Here is a 21,355-nt window from a genome sequence, read left to right as displayed (position 1 = left end):
CCCTGCTCCCCCTGCCCCTCTGCTCCCCCTGCCCCTCCTGCCTTCTTGCACTAGTGACTATCATACCAAGGTATAAAAATGCATATTCACGCCGTTCAGAGCGGACTTGTATCCATCAAAACCTGTCAGTGCCATAGCAAAGGTCATGGTGCTATGCGTCTGGTAAACACTATTCTTGACCGCAACTGGGCTGAGCCTTTACCCATTTATAGCTGGGCAATTGAGCATCCAGAAGGAATTATCTTAATCGATACGGGTGAAACTGCACGCACATTGGAACCGGGTTACTTCCCTTGGTGGAACCCCTATTTTCAGTTGAGTATCAAACCATGTTTGCAACCTGAAGACGAGGTGAATTTTCGGTTACGAGCTTTGGGCATAGAACCAGATGATGTACGCTGGGTAATTCTCACTCATCTGCACACTGACCATATAGGCGGTTTGCACCATTTTCCTAACGCAGAAATTGTTGTCTCGCGCAGAGAGTATGAGCTGACTGGTGGTTGGCGCGGACAGCTAAGAGGTTATTTAACTCAGCGTTGGCCGGAGTGGTTAGCCCCTCACTTAATAGAGTATGAGCCTCAGCCAATCGGGCCTTTTTTAGAGAGTTACCCGCTGACAAAAGCTGGAGATGTCAGCTTAATTCCTACAGAAGGTCATACTGGGGGGCATTTGTCAGTTTTGGTACAAAACGAGGGACTCTCCCTCTTTTTTGCTGGTGATGCCTCCTATACTCAGCAACTTATGTTAGATCAGATCGTTGACGGTGTTGCTCAAGATGAAGAGAAATCTCGCCAAACACTAAAGCTGATTTTGCAGTACATACAAGAATTTCCTACAGTTTATCTTCCAAGTCATGACCCTGATGCTGCTCACAGGTTAGCAGAGCGAACCATTGTTTCAGTCTAATTACTTTGATTATCTCTAAAGGAGTTATTTCTATGTCAAACGCAGAGACAAAGCCATCTACCGACAAAGCTCACTTCTCGCCTTTACCAGAATCATTCATGTTTGGTGTTGCCACAGCTGACCACCAATGCGAAGCTTACGACTCACGCTATGAAGACATTCGAGATGTGTGGGAGCGTCGTCGCGCCCTGACAATTAGGGGTCAAGCAACTGACTTTTGGCATCGCTACGCCGAAGATATAGCGCTGGCGAAGTCTCTTGGTTGCAAGATGTTCCGCTTTTCGATCGCCTGGTCGCGAGTGGAACCGAAACCTGGTGAGTTTAATGAGGAAGCTTTTGAACACTATCGCCAAGTGATTGAAACTATCCGATCGCATGGTATGGAACCCATGGCCACTCTGCACCACTTCACCCATCCGATCCATGTTGAAGAACGAGGCGGTTTAATTTCCCCAGATTTCCCATCTATTTTCGCTACCTATGCCAAAGAAGTTGCTCAGCGTTTGGGCCCCTTAGTCCGCTACTGGATTAGTTTTAATGAACCCAGTCAACTGATTTACGGCTATGTCAAACCTTGGTGGGAGAGAGCTTACTTTATGCCACCCGGTTTAGATCGAGGCGCAACGATCGCAGATCAAATGACCGCAGTCCGCAAGCTGATGCGAAATTTGTTCATTGCACATACTAACGCTAGAACTATTCTCAAGCAATTCAACCCAGATGCTCAAGTAGGAGCCAACCCAATGTTGTTGGGTCTACCCTTATGGTTGCAAAAACTGGTGGATCGCAACGTCACAAATCTCCGCCGTCCCGAAGACTTCGTTGCTCAAGGAAAACGTTTCAGTGAGCGTGCTCTGTTAGAAAAAGGGCAAGTAGATGTAGTGATTGCTACCTTGACTGTTACCCAAGAGCGACAACAGCAAGTAGCTTTCTCCGAGGCATACTATCAAGCAGGTCAATTTTTATTGGTGAAGTCAGCAAGTCCAATTCAGCAACTCGAAGATGTCGATGGCAAACCTGTGGCAGTGGTTAAAAGCACTACTGCCGAATCTACCGTATATCAACTATTCCCCGCAGCGAATGTCCAAGTGGTAGAAAATCATGCTGATGCTCTCAGAGCGTTGGACTATGAGCAAATCAGTGCTATCCTTGCTGATGACACCATCTTGTTAGGAATCGCACAGCAGTTTCCGGGGCAATATCGGCTGATTGGTAAAAATGGTGGAGGACTAACTGAAGAAAATTATGCTGCTGCTGTAGTTAAAGGCGATCGCGAATTACTTAATGTTGTAGACAGAGTAGTGCGGAACTTCAAAGAATCTGGTGCTTGGGCTGCCAGTTACGCCCGCTACTTCCCCGGTCAACCAGTGCCAGAACCGCCCCGCCTAGGCAGACGTTCAACTTTAGCTGACATCACACATCAAGGAGAGGCACAACCTCCAGTACCTAACAAACCTCTGCCCAAACCTTTGCTGCGTGGCATTCAAGACCGAGGTTACTTGATTGTTGCTGTTAAAGATAACGTTCCTGGATTTGGTTATCGTGATCCAGAAACGGGTGAATTCAGCGGCTTAGAAATCGATTTAGCTCGTGCCTTAGCAAAGCAAATTTTTGGTGATCCTAGCAAAGTAAAGTTTAAAATCGTTGCTACTCAAGAACGGCTGCCTGTGCTGCGCTCTGTTGTGCGAATCTTTGACCCATTAATGAAGATTTTTAGCGCCCTTTCAACATCGTTGACAAGTAACTGGTGGCATCTTGGCATGGCTGGAAAACTGCCAACATTCCTTTGTCCCCAAGAATGCGTCGGACAGCAAGATTTTGTCGGGTTTGACTACTATTGGGGGATCAGCAATTTACGACTTAACCGCATCCAGCAGTTGATGGATGCAGCTTTTGGGCGTTTCGGTAATGCGCCAGTTTGGTCTGGGGTACTGTACGATATGCTCAAGTTACACGCCCAACTGTTCCCTGATAAGGAGATTTTAATTGTTGAGAACGGCTGTGTTGATGTAGCTGATAAAGTCGTCAAACGCGAGGATTACATTCGCCAACACATCCAGCAGGTACAGCGTGCTCGTCAGGACGGTGTAAATGTTGTGGGTTATGTCTCTTGGTGCATCACCTCTAACCGCGAGTGGGGTCTGAAGTTTGGCCCAGATAGCGATTTTGGCCTTTACCACGTTGGTCTAGATAATGACCCAGAATTAAAGCGCCAGCCAACCACTGCGGCGGCTGAATATCGAGAGATTATTAAAAAAGGTGGGGTTTGATAAAAAAAAGTAAAGGGGAAGGGGAAAAGCGAGTAAAATTTTGAGCGACCATTAAGCTAATGCGCGTCTAAATTGCATAACTACTCTTTGTAGTTGTTGACTGTTGACTGTTGACTGTTGACTGTTAACAGTTAACCTTAATGTCGAGGTAATGTGCAATTTAAATGCATAACAGCTTATTATTCCTTTGCCCTTTATCCGCTTATGTGAGGTGTAAAAGCCTTGTATTTATCCACCTAATGTGTTATTTGAAATGAAAGGAGCAGATATTTTAACTGTTGACCGGGGGCTGTGTGGCAATAATTACACCAAAACTTCTGTTTGCCGATGACTGCTTAGAAGACCGGGAAACTTACCGACGCTATCTGTTGGGAGATAAGCAACGCACTTACAATATTTTAGAGGCAGAAACCGGAGAAGAGGCGCTATTATTTTGTAGCCAAGAAATTCCTGACGTGATTTTGCTTGATTATCTGCTACCAGATATGGATGGGCTAGAAATTTTAAGTGAGCTGAAGACTCAGTTTGGTCAAACAAATCTTCCAGTCATAATGCTAACAGGTCAGGGAAATGAACAGATAGCAGTACAAGCGATGAAAAGTGGTGCTGCCGACTATTTAGTTAAAAGAGATACTACGTCACAAAGCCTTCGTCTGGCTATTCAAAATATACTGGAAAGTGTGAGCAAGCGGCTAAAAAATGAGGTAGGCCCACATCCACGGGAATTCTTTGGCGTGGTGGAGAACACCCCTAAATCTATTTTCACTATTAATAGTGACCTGACTAAAAAACAACTCTCAGCCCAGCTTTATCGAGCACAACGGCTAGAGAGCCTTGGTACTATAGCAAGTGGTATTGCACATGATTTGAATAATATACTGACGCCTATTTTGATAATTGCTCAACTGCTGCCACTTAAACTGCCCAATCATGATGAGCAGAATCAACAACTACTGAAAATACTAGAGGATAACTCTAAACGTGGTGTCGAACTGGTCAAACAAATTCTGTCTTATGCACGAGGAGCCGAAGGGAAGCGAGTTCCTTTACAAATAAGACATCTGCTCAAAGAAATTGAGCAGATTACTAAAAATACATTCCCAAAATCAATTGAAATTTGCACTAATATACCAACACAAGATCTTTGGATGGTTTCAGCAGACTCCACCCAATTACATCAGGTATTGATGAATCTGTGTGTAAATGCTCGTGATGCCATGCCACAGGGGGGCACACTAACTATTTCTGGTGAAAATCTATTTTGTGATCAAAGCTGTGCTGGGCTGAATGTAGAGGCAGAAGTAGGTGATTACGTGGTCATAACCATTTCAGATACAGGATGCGGTATCTCACAAGAGTTATTAGAGCAAATTTTTCAACCGTTTTTTACAACTAAAGACACGAGCCAAGGCACTGGATTGGGGCTTTCCATTGTTTTTAGTATCATCAAAAGCCACGGTGGTTTTGTCAAGGTGTATAGCAAAGTAGGCAAAGGTAGCCAGTTTCAGGTGTACTTGCCAGCTAATAACGTAGAGGTAATGCTGTAAACTTCTGACTCTTTTATCAACGAAGGGTTGAAGTTTAATAACATTTAAATTCTCTCACAAACGCTTTTGAGCATGTGCCGTAACCAACGATTTGCCTGATCTTGATCTGCAAGTTTGCTCCACAGCATGGAAATCATCCACGGTTCGGTTTGCACAGGAAGTTCAAAAATTTTTAATGAGCCTTGACATGCAAACGGCTTTGCCAGTCGTGATGGAATGGCAGTAACTAGATCACTGGATGAAATTATCGCTGGCAATATTAATAGATGGGGGGTTGTCAGAACGATTCGACGCTGTAAGTTGTCTTGAGCGAGTACCTTGTCGAGTTCACCAACGTCATCTCGTCGCAGAGTGAAGAGAACATGAGGCAAAGCAGCGAAAGTTTCAGATGTGAAAGCTTCCTGGGTAATTAGAGGATGTTCATGACGACTAATGCCTATAAAGTGTTCTGAAAATAATGGAACCTGCATCGTTTGTCTGGGCGGTTCTTGGAAGACGCCGAGGGCAACATCAATTTCTCGTTGTTCTAAAAGCTCTCCAATTTGATCTTTATCAAAGCCAATTAATCGAAAGTTAATACCGGGTGCAGTCTGCCGACAAATTTCTAACAGTTTGGGCATTACAACATAACTGGTATAATCTGAACTGCCGATCGCAAAAGTATGTTGTGAAGTTGCGGGATCAAAAGTTTGACTCGATTCTAGTATCTGTCGGATTTGCTGTAGAGCGGTTGAGATACCAGAAGCAATTTCAGTAGCTTTGGCAGTAGGTTGCATTTCCCTACCGATACGAATAAATAACTCATCTTGAAATAATGCTCGCAACCGTCCCAGCGCTGCACTAATGGCAGGTTGCCCTAAATAAAGTCGATTAGCTGCTTTGGTAACGCTCCGTTCTTCAAAGAGGGCTTCAAAGGTAACGAGGAGATTTAGGTCAATTGAGGTCAAGTCAATCGATTTCATCAATAGTCATTATTTTTATAATCGATTTGATTAATTTATTTGACTTTGGTACGTTGCAAGTAAAAGCAAGATTTAAGTTTTGCAAAATTGGAACAAAGAATTATGACCTCTTTGCTAATTATCGTGGGAATGGGTGAGGGAAATGGACTGGCGATCGCCCGTCGTTTTGCTAAAGAAGGTTTTGCGATCGTAATGATTGCTCGCAACCAAAGTAAGTTACAGGAGTATCGAGAGCAATTGCAAGGGTCAGGCTATGAAGTATATGACTTTGTGGCTGATGCGGGTGATGAATCTTCCTTAAAATCTGCATTTGTCTCTATTCAAGAGCAGTTGGGAAATCCAGATGTGCTTGTTTACAATGCGGCGGTTCCAAGAATGGAGAATGTTCTTAGTACATCTTTTGAGACACTAGTCAATGATTTTAAAGTGAATGTTGCTGGCGCATTAGTAGCAGCCCAAGCCGTTATTCCAAGTATGCAAGCACAGGGCAAGGGAACAATTCTGTTGACTGGCGGTGGATTTGCCTTGTATCCCAGCCCTGATTTTGCCTCGCTCTCGATTGGTAAAGCTGGTATTCGCAGTTTGGCTAATACACTGGCAACTGCTTTAAAAAGTCAAAATATTCGAGTGGGAACAATCACAATTTGCGGTACAGTGGACGCGGCAGACCCCAAATACAGTCCTGATCGCATTGCAGAGAAATACTGGGAATTTCATACTATTCAAGATTCTGAAACAGAAGTGGTGTATTAATAGGAGTTGCAGCTAATGGAAACTACAGCCGGCTTACCACCAATTTATGCAGATACGCCAATTGAATTGGCATCCGCCCAAGTCATTGCTTCGTTCCCAGTCAATACCTTCTTAGAAAATCTAGCGATTGCCCTAAATGGCACAATCTTTGTCACGAATCACGAGATTGGTAAAATTGTTTGCATTGCCCCAGATGGTAAACAGCATATTCACGCAAGTGTTGAAGGCAAAGTCAGTGGTCTTGCCTTTACTGTCAACGGTGGTTTGGTAGCAACTGGATGGAACGCTGATTCTGTACCTGTAATTTCTCTAGTTACCTCAGATGGCACAGTGGAGACTTTATTAAAGCTGCCAGATGCCGTATTTCTCAATGGCATCACGCCTCTATCAGGTACTCAGTATTTGACAGCTGATTCCTATCGAGGTGCAATCTGGGAGATTGATATTGCTCAACGTCGTGCGTCAATTTGGTTAGAACATCCCTTACTGGCTCGCAGAAGTTCTGAGAGTAATATCCCTGCCGCAAATGGCTTGAAGCGTTTCAATGACAATCTCTACGTCTCAAACACTGATAAAATGCTCCTATTGCGGATTCCCATTACCGCTACGGATAAAGCCGGCGAACCAGAAATCTTTATTGAGAAAACCAATATTGATGATTTCGCCTTCGATGTAGAAGGGAATCTCTATGGAGCAACTCACATTTATAACAGTGTCGTGCGAATTGCCCCAAATGGAAGTACAACCATCATTGCTCAAGCCGAGCAAAATGTAATTGGTAGCACAGCGGTTGCTTTTGGTCAACAGGAATCAGACCGTACAGCCATCTATGTCGTAACAAATGGTGGGATGTTCTTACCGCCTCCCACAGGAGTTGTGCCAGCAACGGTTGTCAGACTTGAGGTTGGAAAAGCTGGATATTTCCAAAACAGTGCTGAGTAATGAGTAAAAATTACTTAGTTATAGCTCAATACGCTTGGTGTTAGAGCCAAAAACCTTAAAATTAGTAGTAGCCCATCTGGGATAAAAGGCTGGGTTAAGTAATCATAGAAAAGTTAATTTTTTTATTTTCTAAATTTTTTGAACCCAATATTTTTAGTTGCGGCGCTACTACTGGTCTGTCTTATTAATTTTGATGGTCATACGTGTTTGTGGTAAAGACTTTAGTCGTTGATTTTTTAAGCACTAAAGTGCTGACTACGAACCTCTCAAAACTTTTGCAACAGACCACTACTAGCTACAATTATCCTTAACTAACGATGCCCTTGAGTATTCAATCTTTGAATGAAGCACATGCGCGGGAAATGTCTGGCTGGCATTATGATGCACCCTATGATTTCTACAATTTGAGTCTCAACGAAATTGAACAAAACATACACTACTTTCTCAATCCTCAGAACAACTTCTACGGTATTTTTGAAAAGCAGGAATTTGTTGGCTATTGTAGTTTTGGAGAGGATGGGCAAGTGCCTGGAGGTGATTACAGTACACCAGGGCTAGATATTGGGATGGGTATTCGCCCAGATTTAACAGGACAAAGCCGAGGAAGTTGCTATGTGGAAGCGGTTCTTGATTTTGCTCGACAGACGTTTGCGCCTCCTTTTGTTCGGGTGACGATTGCGGCGTTCAATCAGCGTGCGCTTCGAGTATGGTACAAGGTAGGGTTTCGCGCTGTTAAGACTTTTGAACATCAAACCCAAGGCGTGCCTTTTGTAATCTTGATACGAGATGCTGGTCGTACATCAAAAGACTGTGAGAAAAGCTTGCTAGTGAAATAACTGCTAAACATGGAACAAGACGAGCAATACGTAACGGTAGTCATTTCGCAACTTGTCAAACCCGGCTGTGAAAGTGCTTACGAAGCTTGGATAAAAAATATTGTTAGTGTGGCGAGAACTTATATCGGTCACTTGGGTACAAATGTGATTCGCCCTCAACCTGGCGTGCGACCCGAATATGTGATTATTTTTAGGTTTGACAACTATGAAAATTTAAAACGATGGATGGAGTCAGGCGATCGCAAATACTGGTTAAATCAAGGTAAATCTTTGGTTCAATCTGACCCTTACGTTCAGCAACTTAACGGTTTAGAAGCTTGGTTTTCTATTCCTGGTCAACCGTTGAAGACTCCACCACGCTACAAAACAGCATTGCTTACCTGGGCAGTTGTGTACGTGTTAATTAATCTTCTAAATACTTTCCTTATACCTTTGTTCCGCGGCTTATCTCCTTTAATCATCTCACTAATCGTTTCTGGCATTATGGTTGTACTTTTAACCTACGTTGTCATGCCAAGGGTCAGCCGTTTGTTTAACAGATGGTTATATGCTAAATAAATATGACAGTGTTGATTGCTCATTACTCAGCACGGGCTAAATCATAGCTATCCGCGCTTCAGCAATTTGCTAGACCAGCCTTGATTGGAAGTTACCACATTTTCATGCATGGCGGTAACTCATCCGTTAGACAGAACAGTAAATTGAGAATGTCGCCCCATTAGTCAGAGGACACAAAATTTTTAGCTTTCTAAGATCAGCTTAGAACATCAAACCATTAATTGAGAATGGGTGGTTTATTTCTGCCCTACGTACTAACAACCATAACAAGTCGTGCATTGAGATAGATTTGGAGGGACAATGCAACACGATGAGTTTATTGGACAGGTGCAAAAACGTGCTCATCTTAGTTCACGCGGTAATGCCGAACTTGCAACCCGTGCTACTCTAGAAACTCTGGCTGAACGCTTAGCTGGACGTGAGCCTTTCAACGCCGCCGCCCAACTTCCAAAAGGGATTGCACAATATCTGCAACATGAACATGCAGGCAGTGGAGAACGCTTTTCCCTAGATGAGTTTTTTGAACGAATCAGCCAACGCGAAGGTGTAGAGCTTCCAGAAGCCGTTCATCATGCTCGGATGGTGGTTGAGGTATTGAGTGAGGCAATTAGCCCAGGCGAAATTAATGATATTCGCTCTCAACTTCCACCGGAATTTGATCCATTATTTGAGGCGGGAAGCCAAGGGCAAATGCGTGTAAATACTTGAATTGTCTGAGACAAATGTTAGGAGTATCACACAATGTTATTCAAAGACCGGAGGTTAGCGGGTCAAGTTTTAGCTGGAGAGTTAACGGCTTATATTAATCGCTCAGATGTATTGGTATTAGGGCTACCGAGAGGTGGCGTACCCGTTGCTTTTGAGGTTGCCAAAGCGTTAAATGCTCCCTTAGATGTTTTGGTAGTACGTAAATTAGGTGTGCCTAATCATGAAGAGTTGGCAATGGGAGCGATCGCTTCTGGTGGTGTGCGGATACTAAATGAACATATTGTCAACGAAGTCAAGATATCCGATGAAGTAATTGCTAGGATTGCGGCGCAAGAACAACGCGAACTAGAGCGACGAGAACGGCTGTATCGGGGCGATAAACCTGACGCAGATTTATCAGGACGCACTGTGATTTTAGTAGATGATGGCTTGGCAACAGGTGCAACTATGTGGGCTGCTATTATGGCTGTGCGGAAACAGCAACCAGCTAAGATTATAGTTGCTGTGCCAGTTGCCGCACTTGAAACCTGTGAAGCGTTGGAAGCTGAGGTAGACGAAGTAGTATACGTTGCGACACCCAGCCCCTTCTATAGCGTTAGTCTCTGGTACGACAACTTTCCCCAAACCACAGATGAAGAAGTTCGTGACTTACTTACAACTGGGAACAATTATCAATTATTATCCCTAGGTACTTGAATTAAAATCGAAAATTGGTACAAGCGTGTGAATTTACAAGTTAATGAGTTGAAACAAACTGCATCTCAGCTTTTGGCTGCTATGCTATCTAATCCCCACATTTACCCGCAAGTCAGTGATGAGGGAGGCTATGGACAGACAGAACAGCAACTAATTCTTGTGGCTGTTGAAATGGCTGAAAGCTTAATCGAGCATATCGAAAATGCTCATCCCCACAGTGAGCGAGAAGTGAGTCAAAAAAACTAGAAGCGCTAATTACTCAGCACTACTAAATAACTACTGTTACGACTTCTCCTAAAGTATTATTGTCGGGGCGTAGCCCCAGAGCGAATTGTTTAAACACTAACACCTGTATAGTTGTTGAGTTGTTTGACCCGTAATGCGAGGCATCCATTTACCTCCAAAATTATTAAATGCATTTACCCAGGAAAATGCAGCATTGGTAGAAGTGCTATTGTTAGTGGATGGCGTATATACGTTGAAGTTACATGTAGTTGATGGGGCTTGATAGCCGGGAGAAGCAGCAGATTGTGCTTCAATATTATTTACAGTTCTTTGGTAATTGTCGATAATCGGTTCAGAGGATTGGTTAAAGTTCCCCACTGCATTGTTAGTTGGTTGTATGGGAGAGCCAGCAGGACGATAAGAACCATCAACAGGAAGTGTACCGTCTATCGCTCCCTGAAATGCGTCAGTGAGATTGTTAATCTGTTGTTGAGTGTTCGCATCATTAACTTGCTGTGCAAATGCTGACAATGGGGCGGAAGTAAGGGCAACTGTAATAAGTAATGTGAAATACTTGTTGAACATAGTAAGTTCTCCTACTAAGCCAAGAAAATTAATGCAATCATACATCAAAGTTAAACACACTACAATACACTTTTCTACGCCTTAGTGGTTTCGATTTTACATAGGCGATCGCAATTATTTTATCGCGCGATCGCCTTCAATTGTGAGTTAATTAAGCTCCTCTAATATCAATGTAGACTCAGCAGTACGCCCAAATTCTTCTGGTGCATATTGCAGATGAACTTCAGCACCAGGCCAGAGGTATGTACCAGCAGTAACAGAACGTACTAAGTAATGCAGGCTGTAAACACCTGGTTCGAGGTGGTCAGCGTAGGCGATAATGCGATCGCGATGGATAGTTTTAAAGCCAAGTTCCCAGCTATCTGCTTTTGCTTGTAATGCAGTTGTCGCAGTTTGAAAACTTGCATCCACCGCCTCAAATCCTGCTGGTAAAGGATCTTTAATTACTATATGTTCTACAGGATGATCCGCAATAATTTCTAATCCGATATCAAATACTTGGCCACTTTCTAAAGTTAATGGTTTATCAAATGCATAAAGACCTAATTTTTGCAATATTTTTTCCTGGCTGACACTGCGAATCTCTCGTGATATTCGTAGACCATTAAATCTCCCTGGTTGATTTCCCTGCAAGCGATAATTATAGGCAACTAAATAGTGCAAAGTGCCTTTACCTGCTTTTGTTAATAGCAAATCATGACGTCCACGGGGTAAAATATTCATTGGCAAATTCATCTGTAAGCTAGGATTTTGATAGCCATCAAAGCGATTTTCTCTTAACTTTTTACCAGCTAATTGTACTGTAGTGACAAAATTAGGTAGTGTCGGTTGTAGTTGGCTATATTCAACCAAAGCTGTTAAAGCTTGAGCATTATTATAGTTAGTCTGCCATGTACCATCTCGACGTAAAGCCAGAAGACTTTGGAATAACTTATCTATAACTTCTGGTTTACTTTGCTTGGCTATAAACATGCGTAAAGCTTGCGCTTGTGTTGTGGTAGAAGAACTCATCCATCCCCAATTACGGGGTAAACTTATAACTGCTGTACGACCAGTTTCATATATATTCTGTTGTAACTTTGACAACATTTGTTGTGACTCATCTTGCCATTCTGAGAACTGAGATAAGTATCGCGCTAGTTTAATTTGAGTTACTAAATCAAAGTTATGGCGTTGTTGATAAATATCTGCTAGAAAACTATTGCGTTTGTCTCCTAATTGTGCTAAAGCTATTAATGCATTAAGTTGCAGTTGATTTTTGCATAGTTGCTGTTTGCAAAACTCAAATTGTCCGGGGTTAGCTAGAACTTTTTGCAAATAACCTTTCAGGCGCGAAAGCATTCCAGAATCTACCAAACCAGGGAAGCCCTGATTTGCTTTAACCAAAGACTCTGCTGCATAAGAAGAAACCCAAGGGTCGGATTTTTCTTGTCCTGGGAAAGCGGCAAAACCACCATCTGATATTTGAAGTTTTTGGAGTTTTTCTAGTGCTAGATTTGCCTGGTTGCTAGGATTAAATTCTGCAAATGTTTGACCATATTTTTGGCCAAGAGTTTGCAGATTAACCGCAATTATCAGTTGACTGGCTGCTGGTTCTGCAAATGGTAAATCATCATCTGTCAAAACTTGTTTTGCTGGTGCTTTTATCTCTGGTATTAAGGTACTCGCTAATTGAATATCTAAACCTCCGGCTTCAGGAAAGATATTTTTATCGACATTCAGGGGAATCTTTACTTGTTTTTCAGTGACGCCAGTTTCAACGACTTGTTCGGTAATTTCCAGTGGCTTAATTTCCAAAGGCACTTCAAAAGCATCTGCTGTACCATTTAGCTGGGTGGTAAAGCGAATTTTTCCAACTCCTACAGTACTCGCCACCATTGGAAAGCGATAAGCATGAGTTGCTGATTCAGCTTTGGTTTGCAGGGAGGTGACTGTAGGATTATTCTCAGCAAACTTCACCGTACCGCTAAGTTCGCCATTTATTGTGAGATTTCCTGTATTTCCAGTGTTGTTAGTTACTGATAAACCACCAAAAAGGCGATCGCCTGGACGGGCAAACTGTGGCAAAATGGCATTAGTTAGCAGTGGCTTAGTAGTCATAAACGTTGCATCGCCATTACCGAAACGCAGATTTCCATCGGTAGCGACAGCCATCACTCGCCATGTAGTTAAGTCATCCGGCAATTTAAAGGTAATCTGTGCTTTACCATTAGCATCAGTAATCACAGAACCGTTGTAGTGAGCTAAGGCTTGAAAATCTGTGCGGACACGCGTATTTGCTGCACCAGTTGATGACCCACCACCGTAACCCCAACCTTTTGGTTTCGCTACATCTTGAGGTTGTAAGATGACATCTGGTCGATTATCGCTAAAGCGAGTAGATATCGGCTGTTCCGCATAAACCGTATCTACTAAATCTGGCGGACGATAACCAGAAAGTTGTAGCACTGCTTCATTCACCACCATGACTGTAAACTGTCCTTGGGTGGGTTTGCCTTGATTATCCTGAAGTTCTAGTTGTATCGTTTCCTCTGCACCAGGTTCTAACGATGTTTGCACTGGCTTAACTTGCAGTTTTAAATACTTATCTTCTAAGTTGACTTTAAAAGGTACAAAACCAATGCGTACCAAGTTATCTAAACTTCCAGACTCTACCTGGCTAATTGGTGTACCTTGTCTTACCAATACAGCTTCAACAGCTGCATTTGGCAACATTTCTGGTGTCACTTCAAACTGAATTTGTGGCGCTCCTCCCTTAACTTTGGTAATCTGCTGATAAAGAGGTTTGTCTTTAACAATAGCAAAGTACAATTCGGCATCTGGATAGGGAGATTGAATTAGGGCGGTAGCAGTTTCACCTGGTTTAAACTCTGTTTTATCAAGTTTAACCTCCAGGATATTTCGCTCTCTCGAACCCCAAAATACGGGATTTTCTCCAGTTGCCCAAATTTGTAAATCTGTAGAGACGTTACATGTAACATCTCTACATGTAACGTCTCTACTACCATCACTAAAATTAGCTCTGATGCGGTACGAACCTGATTCAGTTGGTGTTAGTGTTGCTGATTGTGGATTGCTGGCAGATATAACTTCTGTTTGTCCTACCGTCTTATATTCAACTTGATTTTTTGGTGTGCGACTACCTTCAACTAACTGCGTGACACTGCTATATTTCATCTGTTGTAATTCCAAGCGTACCCGTTGACCTGTTATTGGTTTTCCTGTAGGGTCAGTAACAATAACTTCAATGGGAAAAGCTTTACCAGCATCGGCAACTAAATTACTTTTTAACCCAATCAGACGATTACTTGGTAAAGCCGTAAAAGTTTGAGAATCTGCTACAGATAGATTAGAAACATCTTCAACTTGTACATCTACCCGATAAGTCATCGGATAAGGCAAATCTTTAGCCACAGTTACCGTTTGACTAATATTACCTTTAGCATCCAACTGAGCATCAGTTTGCAAAACATCGCTAGTTATAGAAGGACTTTCCTCTGGCCATAACCATTGCCTACCAAAAGCAAATTCCTGCCATCCTTTGGGAATAAAATTAGTCTGCTGGCGAGTAATAAAATATTTAGCTTTACCTCCTTCTACAGGTGCACCAAATAAATAATTACTTGTAGCTTTAGCCTCTACTTTCTCGTCAATTAAGGCAAATTCTTTATCTAAGTTGAGTTCGACTTTAAAATTTGGTGGCTTAAACTCAGCTACGCGAAACTCTCCAGCAACTTCTTGCCCGTTTTTACCTTTAGCCTGAATTGTATAGTAGCCTAAAGGCTGAGTTTTATTGATTGGCAATTCTAACGAAAACGTACCAAATTCATTTGTAGTTTGCGTACCCAAATCAGTTTTTTTGCCATCAGGATTTACCAAAGTTAATTGGTAAACAACTTTTTTATCTTGTTGGATTTTGCCATTTTGCAAGTAGTCAGCAAAACCAGTTAACCAAGCTTTTTCTCCTGGTTGATATAACTGCCTATCTGAGAAGATTACCCCACGCGATTCTGGCTTTTCATCTTGCCAACCTGCATCAATACCATAGCCATAGACACCGCTATATTCCTCAGTTCTTGTAAATGCCCAATCTTCATTCTCACGGGCAATCACTAATAATTGTGGTAATTTAACAGAACTTTGATTTCCTGGATAACATTGCTGTAAATCTTGACGATTAATTCTCAAAGTTCCATTTTCATCAGTTTTACCTGTTGCACAAGGTACTGGCTGAGGGCGAGATTTTTCCTGTAATTTTGATTGATAAATATCGATAGCAGCAGCTTGAACTGGTGAACCATCACTAAGATGATTCACGCGAATTAATCCTGACTCAGGAAACCATTGGCTAAATACGCCTAAATTTGTCAATTCAACCAAACCATAAGTCACAGGTTCGCGCCAAAGTTCTTTACCATTATCTTGATATTTATTAGTGCGTGCTTGTACTCCATAAGCTAACATTCCTGTAGCAGCACCTATTTTTTCGCGTAAAGGAACATTAACGTCAACTGACTGATTTTTCTTGGCTGCTAACTTGAAGCTTTGCCATTCAGCAGGTTTTGGCAATAAATCATTACCGTAATTAAAATAAACTAAATCTGTTGGTTGAACGACTCGATAAGCAGCTTTGTAATTGGATTCTGGTAAACTTACTGTACTAATATTTAGCTGCAAATCTTTACCTGTGGGGAAAATATTTAAATCTGATGGTGTCCAGATATCCCCAGCTAAATCTCCAGTATCATACTTCACTGTCAGAGGCTTACCCAAAGTCTGACCAAATTTATCTTTAAGATTTGCACCGATAGTAATTGTATAAGTAGTAGCTGGTGCTAAAGCATAAGGATTGATGCTGACAATTCTATCTTCATCATTTACTTGTACAATTCGCGCAATGGCTTTTGGCGTCGGCTCAATTTTAATATTTTCTCTAGCTGCATCTGCTATTAAAACGTTATTAAATTCTAGCTGAGGACTACCTTTAACAAATCTTCCATAGGTTCCCGCAGCATCAGGCTGTCCATAAAATTTAATTCCTTGAAATGTCAAAGGAAAATAAGTGGTTAACTTACTGGCAAATTGTTTATCTGTGGGTATATTGCCATAAGCTGGAAGTATCCCCAAAGTAAATTCCAAGCGATAACGATTTGCCTTTTCAAGATTTTGCTGGGGAATAAGATTATAAATCCAATTACGTGCCGAGGGGTCAAATTTTTCTAAAGGGTCTTCATTTTCTAATGTTTCTTCTTTAGCTAATTTAACTTGGAAACGCACACCTTTATTGTTACCTTCTGGAATTAGCCGTAAATGTTCTTGTACGGAGGTTAAATCTAGTTCTACATTTGAGTTAAATTGCAACTTCTGCTGTAAATCAATTGGTTCAGCATCAGCCTTCTCAATCGGATTAACACCAGGTAAATTAGTTAGTTTTATAGGTTCGGTATTAAAAGTCCAAGCTAAATCTTTGTCTAATCGATGATTTGTTAAATCTGCCAAACCTGCTTTAAGAGTAACTTGAAATCGTGTGGCTTTTGGTAGTGCTTTATCAGCTTGAAATCCCACCATGCGCGGTGTCAAAAATCGAAATTTACCGGGTAAAGGCGGCCAAAGCTCAAACTTTTGCAACAGCTTTTCTTGTTCTGGACTGTCAAGGCTTTCAACTGGTATTAAAGCCTCTTTAAACCGGACACGAATTTGATTAAAAGTTTTAGTATCGCCGATAGGACTAATTTGTTCAATCCAGTCTGGTAAATTTGGTGGTGCGAGTGGGGAAACCGCTGGTAATTTTTCTCTACCTGGGGAAATACTAAACGAATTACATCCTGCTATCCCTAGTAAAAATGTGATGATAATTAAGAACTGAATTAAAATTCTGATAATCATAATCTAAGTAATTTAAATTAAAAATTGATAGCAAGCGAAAATTAGCATTGACCCATTACATGAACAATGCTTAGCTTGTTGAAAAACGCAAGACAAGTAGTTATTTATGTCTAAGGTTTGAATATCTACATAGATAACCAATCCTTTATAATAGTTCCTAAAAATTACTATAATTCTTAACAATTAAAGTAAGTGAAATTATGTAAATTTTAATTTCACTTACTGTTTTGGTGATTAATCAAATTTATATTTGAACCACAAAGGCACTAAAACACAAAGTTTTTACAGATAGATTGTTAAATATTGAATATATTTGCTGATATATCTTTAATCACAACGTCAAAATTAAGGTAAGTTTTCCTGGGCAAGGGATTCCCTGATGAAAATTAAGCATAAACTTTGGCGTCTGCTGCATCGTAAAACAAGTAAAGTTATCTTGGCTGTAGTGTTAATTTGCTTATTGGTACGCCTACTGCCTTATTTTGCACCCATTCGTGCCGCAGATATTGTACAAAATCAGTTAGCAATGCAGTTTAGCGATCGCAATGGGCTACCATTAGGAACATTGCTCACTCGTGACCAAGAGCATACAGCAGTAATACCCCTCAATCAGGTTTCTCCCCAGTTTATCAATGCCATTTTAGCTGCCGAAGATGGTAGCTTTTATGAGCACGGGGCCTTAGATATGAAAGCAATTGTCCGCGCCATCAAAGAAGCCATTCACGCCAAGAGAATAGTTTCCGGTGCTTCCACGATTACTATGCAGTTGGCGCGGATGTTAGATCCCGTCCCCCGCACTCTCTCAGGTAAAATTAGTGAGATTTGGTTATCTTGGCGGTTAACAGCTGGGATGAACAAAGATGAAATTCTTGCTGCATACATCAATCGGCTGCCAATGGGAGGGAATATATATGGTGTAGAAGCAGCAGCTCGTATTTATTTTTCCATCCCAGCCAGTGACTTGAATCTTGCTCAATCTACTCTTCTGGCTGCTATCCCTAATAATCCCACTTACTTCAACCCTTACGAGCATTGGGAACGGTTGAAGCAACGGCAAAAATATATCCTCAATCGTATGGTACAGGATGGATATATCACTCGCCTAATGGCACGAACATCTACTGAAAAAGTTGTGTTTCAGTCTCGTCAGCGAGGAATTATTGCTGCACCACATTTTTTGTTTTGGTTAGCCAGTCAGTTGTCTGAGACGCAAACTCAAGAAATTTCCTCTCCCATCCGCACTACTATAAATCGTCCCTTGCAGCAGTTTGTAGAAGCACAAGTGCAGCAAGTAATTTCTTCTCTGGCGGCTAACAACGTCCATGATGCGGCTGCTTTAGTAATTAACAACCACACTGGCGAAGTTTTAGCTTATGTCGGTTCGCCTGATTACTTCAATGAAACAAAACTGGGACGCAATGATGGAGTGCAAGCTTTGCGTCAACCAGGTTCTACCCTCAAGCCTTTTGTATATGAATTAGCTTTAGAAAAACGTATAATTCGCCCACATACTATTTTGGCAGATGTCCCTGCTCACTACGCCATTCCCGGCGCAAAACTATATAGTCCCACAGATTACACCGAAAGTTTTCTTGGCCCTGTTCGGGTGCGAGTCGCTTTAGCAAATTCTTTAAATGTGCCAGCAGTGAGAGTTTTAGAAAAAGTGGGTGTGCAGACTTTCCTAGAACGTCTGCATCAACTAGGATTTGAACATCTCAATCAAACCGCAGAACATTATGGTTTGGGGTTAACTCTGGGTAGTGGCGAAGTCAGTTTATGGGAGTTAGCTAGGGCTTACGTGACTATGGCCAAACTTGGAGAAGCCACCCCATTGTTAACAACGCTCTCTGATTCTCCCTTACCCCTTACCTATTCCCCATTTAACCGTACAACATGGCAATTAATTATTGATATGTTAAGCGATCGCCATGCTCGTGCAACAGCTTTTGGTGTAGACTCTGTATTAAACTTACCTTTTCCTGCTGCTGTTAAAACTGGTACTTCCTCCAACTTCCGCGATACTTGGACAGTTGGCTTTACTACCGATTACACCGTTGCTACTTGGGTAGGCAATTTCAACGGCGAACCAATGCGACAAGTTTCAGGCGTTACAGGTGCAGCACCTCTGTGGAATCGGATTATGTTACACCTGCACGAACATCAAGAACCAGGAGGTTTTCAGCCTCCAAAAAACTTAGTAAAACTACCTCTGTGTGCAACTTCGGGGTTACGACCAACACCAGAATGCACCTCAGTAGTACAGGAATATTTCTACCCAGAAGACAAACAAGCCTACGAAACTCCAAACAACTTCAATTTGTCGTCAGAGTATGATGAATGGTTAGCAAAACAGCAGCAATCTAGTTTTACTTCTAGTAATCTAAGGATTTTATCTCCGCATAATGGCGATTTATTCTTACTGTATCCAGGTAATGAAGCGAAGCAAAAGCTAGAGTTTAAGTTAGCAGGAACAACATCTAAACCTGTAGAGTGGTGGCTGAATGGTGAAAAGTTAACTACATCAGCTAATTCTTTATTTTGGTATTTGCGCCCTGGTAACTGGACTTTGGAAGCAAAAAGCGATGAAATGAGTGATAAGGTGAGTTTTCAAGTGGAGTTAGCTAGTATCAAACCTACACGACGCGGCTTTTCTATTGTTAATTCTCAAGTAAAGAAGTAGACGTACAGGCGCTTTTGACATACTCACCTGCCTAAAGGCGAGGTGATTCTTGACAGTTCACAGCAACTTGCTACCGAAGTAGTCTCACAGTCGCTCCCTGTCCATTTAAGGTCGTGCCGATGCCCCATGCCGACCCTTCGGGTTCGCTACTTCGACGGGACAGAAACTGACACCGCCGAGTAGACTCACCATTTCTATATTCTTAGATGCGTTTTCATCCCTATCATGTTCATTACCACAATTTAGACAAAGCACTGAGCGCACAGACAAATCAATCTTGCCCCATCGATACCCACAACAAGAACAGGTTTGACTGGTAGGTTCCCATCTGTTAATTGTCCTAAAATCCCGATTAAGTTTTTCAGATTTAGCCTCACACAATACGCGAAATTCCCGCCAACCTTGCAAGCTAATTACTCGTGCTAGCTTGCGATTTTTGACCATCCCTGACACATTCAAATTTTCCAAAATAATCACTTGGTTATCGCTAACTACTTTGGTCGATAGTTTGTGTAGGAAACATGAGCGAGTATCTGCAATTTGGTTGTGCTGCTTGGCAATTTTTAAACGGGTAATTTCACGACGTTTAGAACCATTTTGCTGTCTTGCTAGCTTACGTTGTAGCTTGCGAATTTTGCGGTCTTTCTTTGAGTAATTTGGACTTGCCGCTTTTTCGCCATTACTCATTACGGCAAAAGTTTTCACACCCAAATCAATACCGATACTTTGGTTTTTAGCAACAGTAAGTAGTGGTTCAACTTCTACAACAAAACTCAAAAAATAGCGATTGGCATAGTCTTTGATTACCGTGACTGATGTAGGCGCAGATGGTAATTCTCTAGACCAAATTGGCTTAACATTGCCAATTTTTGCCAGATATACCTCATTACCTTTGATAGAGAATCCACCAATTCTAAAACGTGCAGATTGTTGGCTTATCTTTTTTTTGAACTTAGGACTACCGACCTTTTTACCCTTTCGCTTACCCTTGAGTGAATCAAAAAAGTTTTTGTAGGCAACACCCAAATCAGCTACAGACTGTTGCAAAGGGATATTAGAAACATCAGATAACCATGAACGCTCGTTAGTCTTTTTGGCTTGGGTAATTACCAACTTTTGCAAGTCGTTGTTACTTGGCACTTTCTCAGATTTTTTACAAATAGCCAAAGCATCATTCCAAACTACCCGCACACAACCAAACAACTGAGCTAGAAGCTGTTGCTGTTGGTCTGTTGGGTAGAAACGGAATTGATATCTAGCTTTTATTGACAATGCTATGATTGGTCTGTAAGAATATTATATATCGGTCTGCAAAAAGTGACAAGCCAGTTTCGTAGAGAGAGGCATAGTGTTACAGACTTAAAAATACATTTGGTCTGTGTAACGAAATACCGTCAGTCTATATTTACATCAGAAAGTCTTAACCTAATTGAAAAGTCGTTTAAAGAAGTTGCCAAAAAAATGGATTTTCAAGTAATCGAGTTCAATGGTGAAGGAAATCACGTCCACTCGCTTATTGAATATCCACCTAAGTTATCTGTTTCTCAAATTGTTAATGCTTTAAAAGGCGTTTCTAGCCGTCGTTACGGGCAAGCCGGATACAAAAAACCTCATAAAGAAGCTCTATGGAGTCCTAGTTATTTTGCTATTTCTGTAGGAGGTGCGCCGTTAGAAATTCTAAAAGAGTATATTAAGAAGAATCAAGAAAAGCCATCCTAGAAGGACGGGGCTTGTATCCCATTAATTTCGGTCATCAATTGGGAATTTTGGCTTGCTCTGTTGTTAAACGAGAGAATAG

Annotated in this window: 15 protein-coding genes and 2 pseudogenes; 13 read left to right on the top strand and 4 right to left on the bottom strand. The window is 41.7% G+C overall.

The genetic code is table 11. The features are described from left to right. Positions 1-78: 78 nt before the first annotated feature. From FNW02_RS30360 to FNW02_RS40235, 4 genes and pseudogenes are all read left to right on the top strand, one after another. Positions 79-909 (top strand): N-acyl homoserine lactonase family protein, encoded by an 831-nt coding sequence (locus FNW02_RS30360; RefSeq protein ID WP_191761169.1) that lies wholly within the window; start codon positions 79-81, stop codon positions 907-909. A 32-nt stretch (positions 910-941) separates the two neighbouring features. After that, on the top strand, positions 942-3,179 hold the full coding sequence (locus FNW02_RS30355; RefSeq protein ID WP_191761168.1) for a family 1 glycosylhydrolase: 2,238 nt from the start codon (positions 942-944) through the stop codon (positions 3,177-3,179). Positions 3,180-3,472: 293 nt separating this feature from the next. Further along, positions 3,473-3,799 (top strand): annotated as a pseudogene (locus tag FNW02_RS40240) (response regulator); the annotation flags it as partial. A 129-nt stretch (positions 3,800-3,928) separates the two neighbouring features. Further along, positions 3,929-4,702: pseudogene (locus FNW02_RS40235) on the top strand (two-component system sensor histidine kinase NtrB); the annotation flags it as partial. A gap of 68 nt (positions 4,703-4,770) precedes the next feature. Here the strand turns inward: FNW02_RS40235 and FNW02_RS30345 are convergent. After that, positions 4,771-5,688, bottom strand: coding sequence for a LysR family transcriptional regulator (locus tag FNW02_RS30345; protein WP_191761166.1), 918 nt, complete (start codon positions 5,686-5,688; stop codon positions 4,771-4,773). 102 nt (positions 5,689-5,790) lie between these two features. On the opposite strand from FNW02_RS30345, the gene FNW02_RS30340 reads away from it, so the two are divergent. The 7 genes from FNW02_RS30340 (at position 5,791) to FNW02_RS30310 (ending at position 10,427) form a co-directional block, all read left to right on the top strand. Then, on the top strand, positions 5,791-6,441 hold the full coding sequence (locus tag FNW02_RS30340; protein WP_191761165.1) for an SDR family NAD(P)-dependent oxidoreductase: 651 nt from the start codon (positions 5,791-5,793) through the stop codon (positions 6,439-6,441). Positions 6,442-6,456: 15 nt separating this feature from the next. Then, positions 6,457-7,383, top strand: a complete 927-nt coding sequence (locus FNW02_RS30335; protein WP_191761164.1) for an SMP-30/gluconolactonase/LRE family protein — start codon at positions 6,457-6,459, stop codon at positions 7,381-7,383. Positions 7,384-7,721: 338 nt separating this feature from the next. After that, positions 7,722-8,219 carry a GNAT family N-acetyltransferase gene (locus tag FNW02_RS30330; protein ID WP_225226012.1) on the top strand — a complete coding sequence of 166 codons (498 nt, stop codon included), beginning with the start codon at positions 7,722-7,724 and terminating at the stop codon, positions 8,217-8,219. A gap of 9 nt (positions 8,220-8,228) precedes the next feature. Beyond that, positions 8,229-8,777 (top strand): antibiotic biosynthesis monooxygenase, encoded by a 549-nt coding sequence (locus FNW02_RS30325; RefSeq protein ID WP_191761162.1) that lies wholly within the window; start codon positions 8,229-8,231, stop codon positions 8,775-8,777. 300 nt (positions 8,778-9,077) lie between these two features. Further along, complete coding sequence (locus FNW02_RS30320; protein ID WP_191761161.1) at positions 9,078-9,485, top strand: DUF2267 domain-containing protein; 408 nt, start codon at positions 9,078-9,080, stop codon at positions 9,483-9,485. Between the two features lie 33 nt (positions 9,486-9,518). Beyond that, on the top strand, positions 9,519-10,181 hold the full coding sequence (locus FNW02_RS30315; protein ID WP_191761160.1) for a phosphoribosyltransferase: 663 nt from the start codon (positions 9,519-9,521) through the stop codon (positions 10,179-10,181). Positions 10,182-10,208: 27 nt separating this feature from the next. Continuing rightward, a complete protein-coding gene (locus FNW02_RS30310) occupies positions 10,209-10,427 on the top strand; it encodes a hypothetical protein (protein ID WP_191761159.1) in 219 nt (72 codons plus the stop codon). Between the two features lie 96 nt (positions 10,428-10,523). Here FNW02_RS30310 and FNW02_RS30305 read toward each other — a convergent pair whose 3' ends face one another. Together FNW02_RS30305 and FNW02_RS30300 are read right to left on the bottom strand one after the other, a co-directional pair. Further along, complete coding sequence (locus FNW02_RS30305; protein ID WP_191761158.1) at positions 10,524-10,991, bottom strand: hypothetical protein; 468 nt, start codon at positions 10,989-10,991, stop codon at positions 10,524-10,526. A gap of 147 nt (positions 10,992-11,138) precedes the next feature. Beyond that, positions 11,139-16,877, bottom strand: a complete 5,739-nt coding sequence (locus FNW02_RS30300) for an alpha-2-macroglobulin family protein (RefSeq protein WP_191761157.1) — start codon at positions 16,875-16,877, stop codon at positions 11,139-11,141. 379 nt (positions 16,878-17,256) lie between these two features. Here FNW02_RS30300 and pbpC point away from each other — a divergent pair, with 379 nt between their 5' ends. After that, the gene (gene pbpC / locus FNW02_RS30295; RefSeq protein ID WP_191761156.1) at positions 17,257-19,557 is read left to right on the top strand and encodes a penicillin-binding protein 1C; all 2,301 of its coding nucleotides are present in this window, start codon (positions 17,257-17,259) and stop codon (positions 19,555-19,557) included. Positions 19,558-19,662: 105 nt separating this feature from the next. Here the strand turns inward: pbpC and FNW02_RS30290 are convergent, their stop codons facing one another. Further along, positions 19,663-20,829, bottom strand: coding sequence for an RNA-guided endonuclease InsQ/TnpB family protein (locus tag FNW02_RS30290; protein WP_225226011.1), 1,167 nt, complete (start codon positions 20,827-20,829; stop codon positions 19,663-19,665). Between the two features lie 45 nt (positions 20,830-20,874). Here FNW02_RS30290 and tnpA point away from each other — a divergent pair, with 45 nt between their 5' ends. After that, positions 20,875-21,276 carry an IS200/IS605 family transposase gene (gene tnpA / locus FNW02_RS30285; RefSeq protein ID WP_191761155.1) on the top strand — a complete coding sequence of 134 codons (402 nt, stop codon included), beginning with the start codon at positions 20,875-20,877 and terminating at the stop codon, positions 21,274-21,276. Positions 21,277-21,355: the final 79 nt, after the last annotated feature.

The organism is Komarekiella delphini-convector SJRDD-AB1, assembly GCF_014831675.1.
Taxonomy (GTDB): Bacteria; Cyanobacteriota; Cyanobacteriia; order Cyanobacteriales; family Nostocaceae; genus Komarekiella.
Note: the sequence above shows the minus strand (reverse complement) of the source record. Positions and strands in the feature narration are given on the sequence as shown.

Bases quoted from the DNA above. Each gene is read 5' to 3' on its own strand.
- FNW02_RS30335 (WP_191761164.1), top strand. From the start codon at position 6,457: ATGGAAACTACAGCCGGCTTACCACCAATTTATGCAGATACGCCAATT.
- FNW02_RS30305 (WP_191761158.1), bottom strand. From the start codon at position 10,991: ATGTTCAACAAGTATTTCACATTACTTATTACAGTTGCCCTTACTTCC.
- FNW02_RS30355 (WP_191761168.1), top strand. From the start codon at position 942: ATGTCAAACGCAGAGACAAAGCCATCTACCGACAAAGCTCACTTCTCG.
- FNW02_RS30340 (WP_191761165.1), top strand. From the start codon at position 5,791: ATGACCTCTTTGCTAATTATCGTGGGAATGGGTGAGGGAAATGGACTG.
- FNW02_RS30345 (WP_191761166.1), bottom strand. From the start codon at position 5,688: ATGAAATCGATTGACTTGACCTCAATTGACCTAAATCTCCTCGTTACC.
- FNW02_RS30300 (WP_191761157.1), bottom strand. From the start codon at position 16,877: ATGATTATCAGAATTTTAATTCAGTTCTTAATTATCATCACATTTTTA.
- FNW02_RS30320 (WP_191761161.1), top strand. From the start codon at position 9,078: ATGCAACACGATGAGTTTATTGGACAGGTGCAAAAACGTGCTCATCTT.
- pbpC (WP_191761156.1), top strand. From the start codon at position 17,257: ATGAAAATTAAGCATAAACTTTGGCGTCTGCTGCATCGTAAAACAAGT.
- FNW02_RS30325 (WP_191761162.1), top strand. From the start codon at position 8,229: ATGGAACAAGACGAGCAATACGTAACGGTAGTCATTTCGCAACTTGTC.
- FNW02_RS30360 (WP_191761169.1), top strand. From the start codon at position 79: ATGCATATTCACGCCGTTCAGAGCGGACTTGTATCCATCAAAACCTGT.
- FNW02_RS30315 (WP_191761160.1), top strand. From the start codon at position 9,519: ATGTTATTCAAAGACCGGAGGTTAGCGGGTCAAGTTTTAGCTGGAGAG.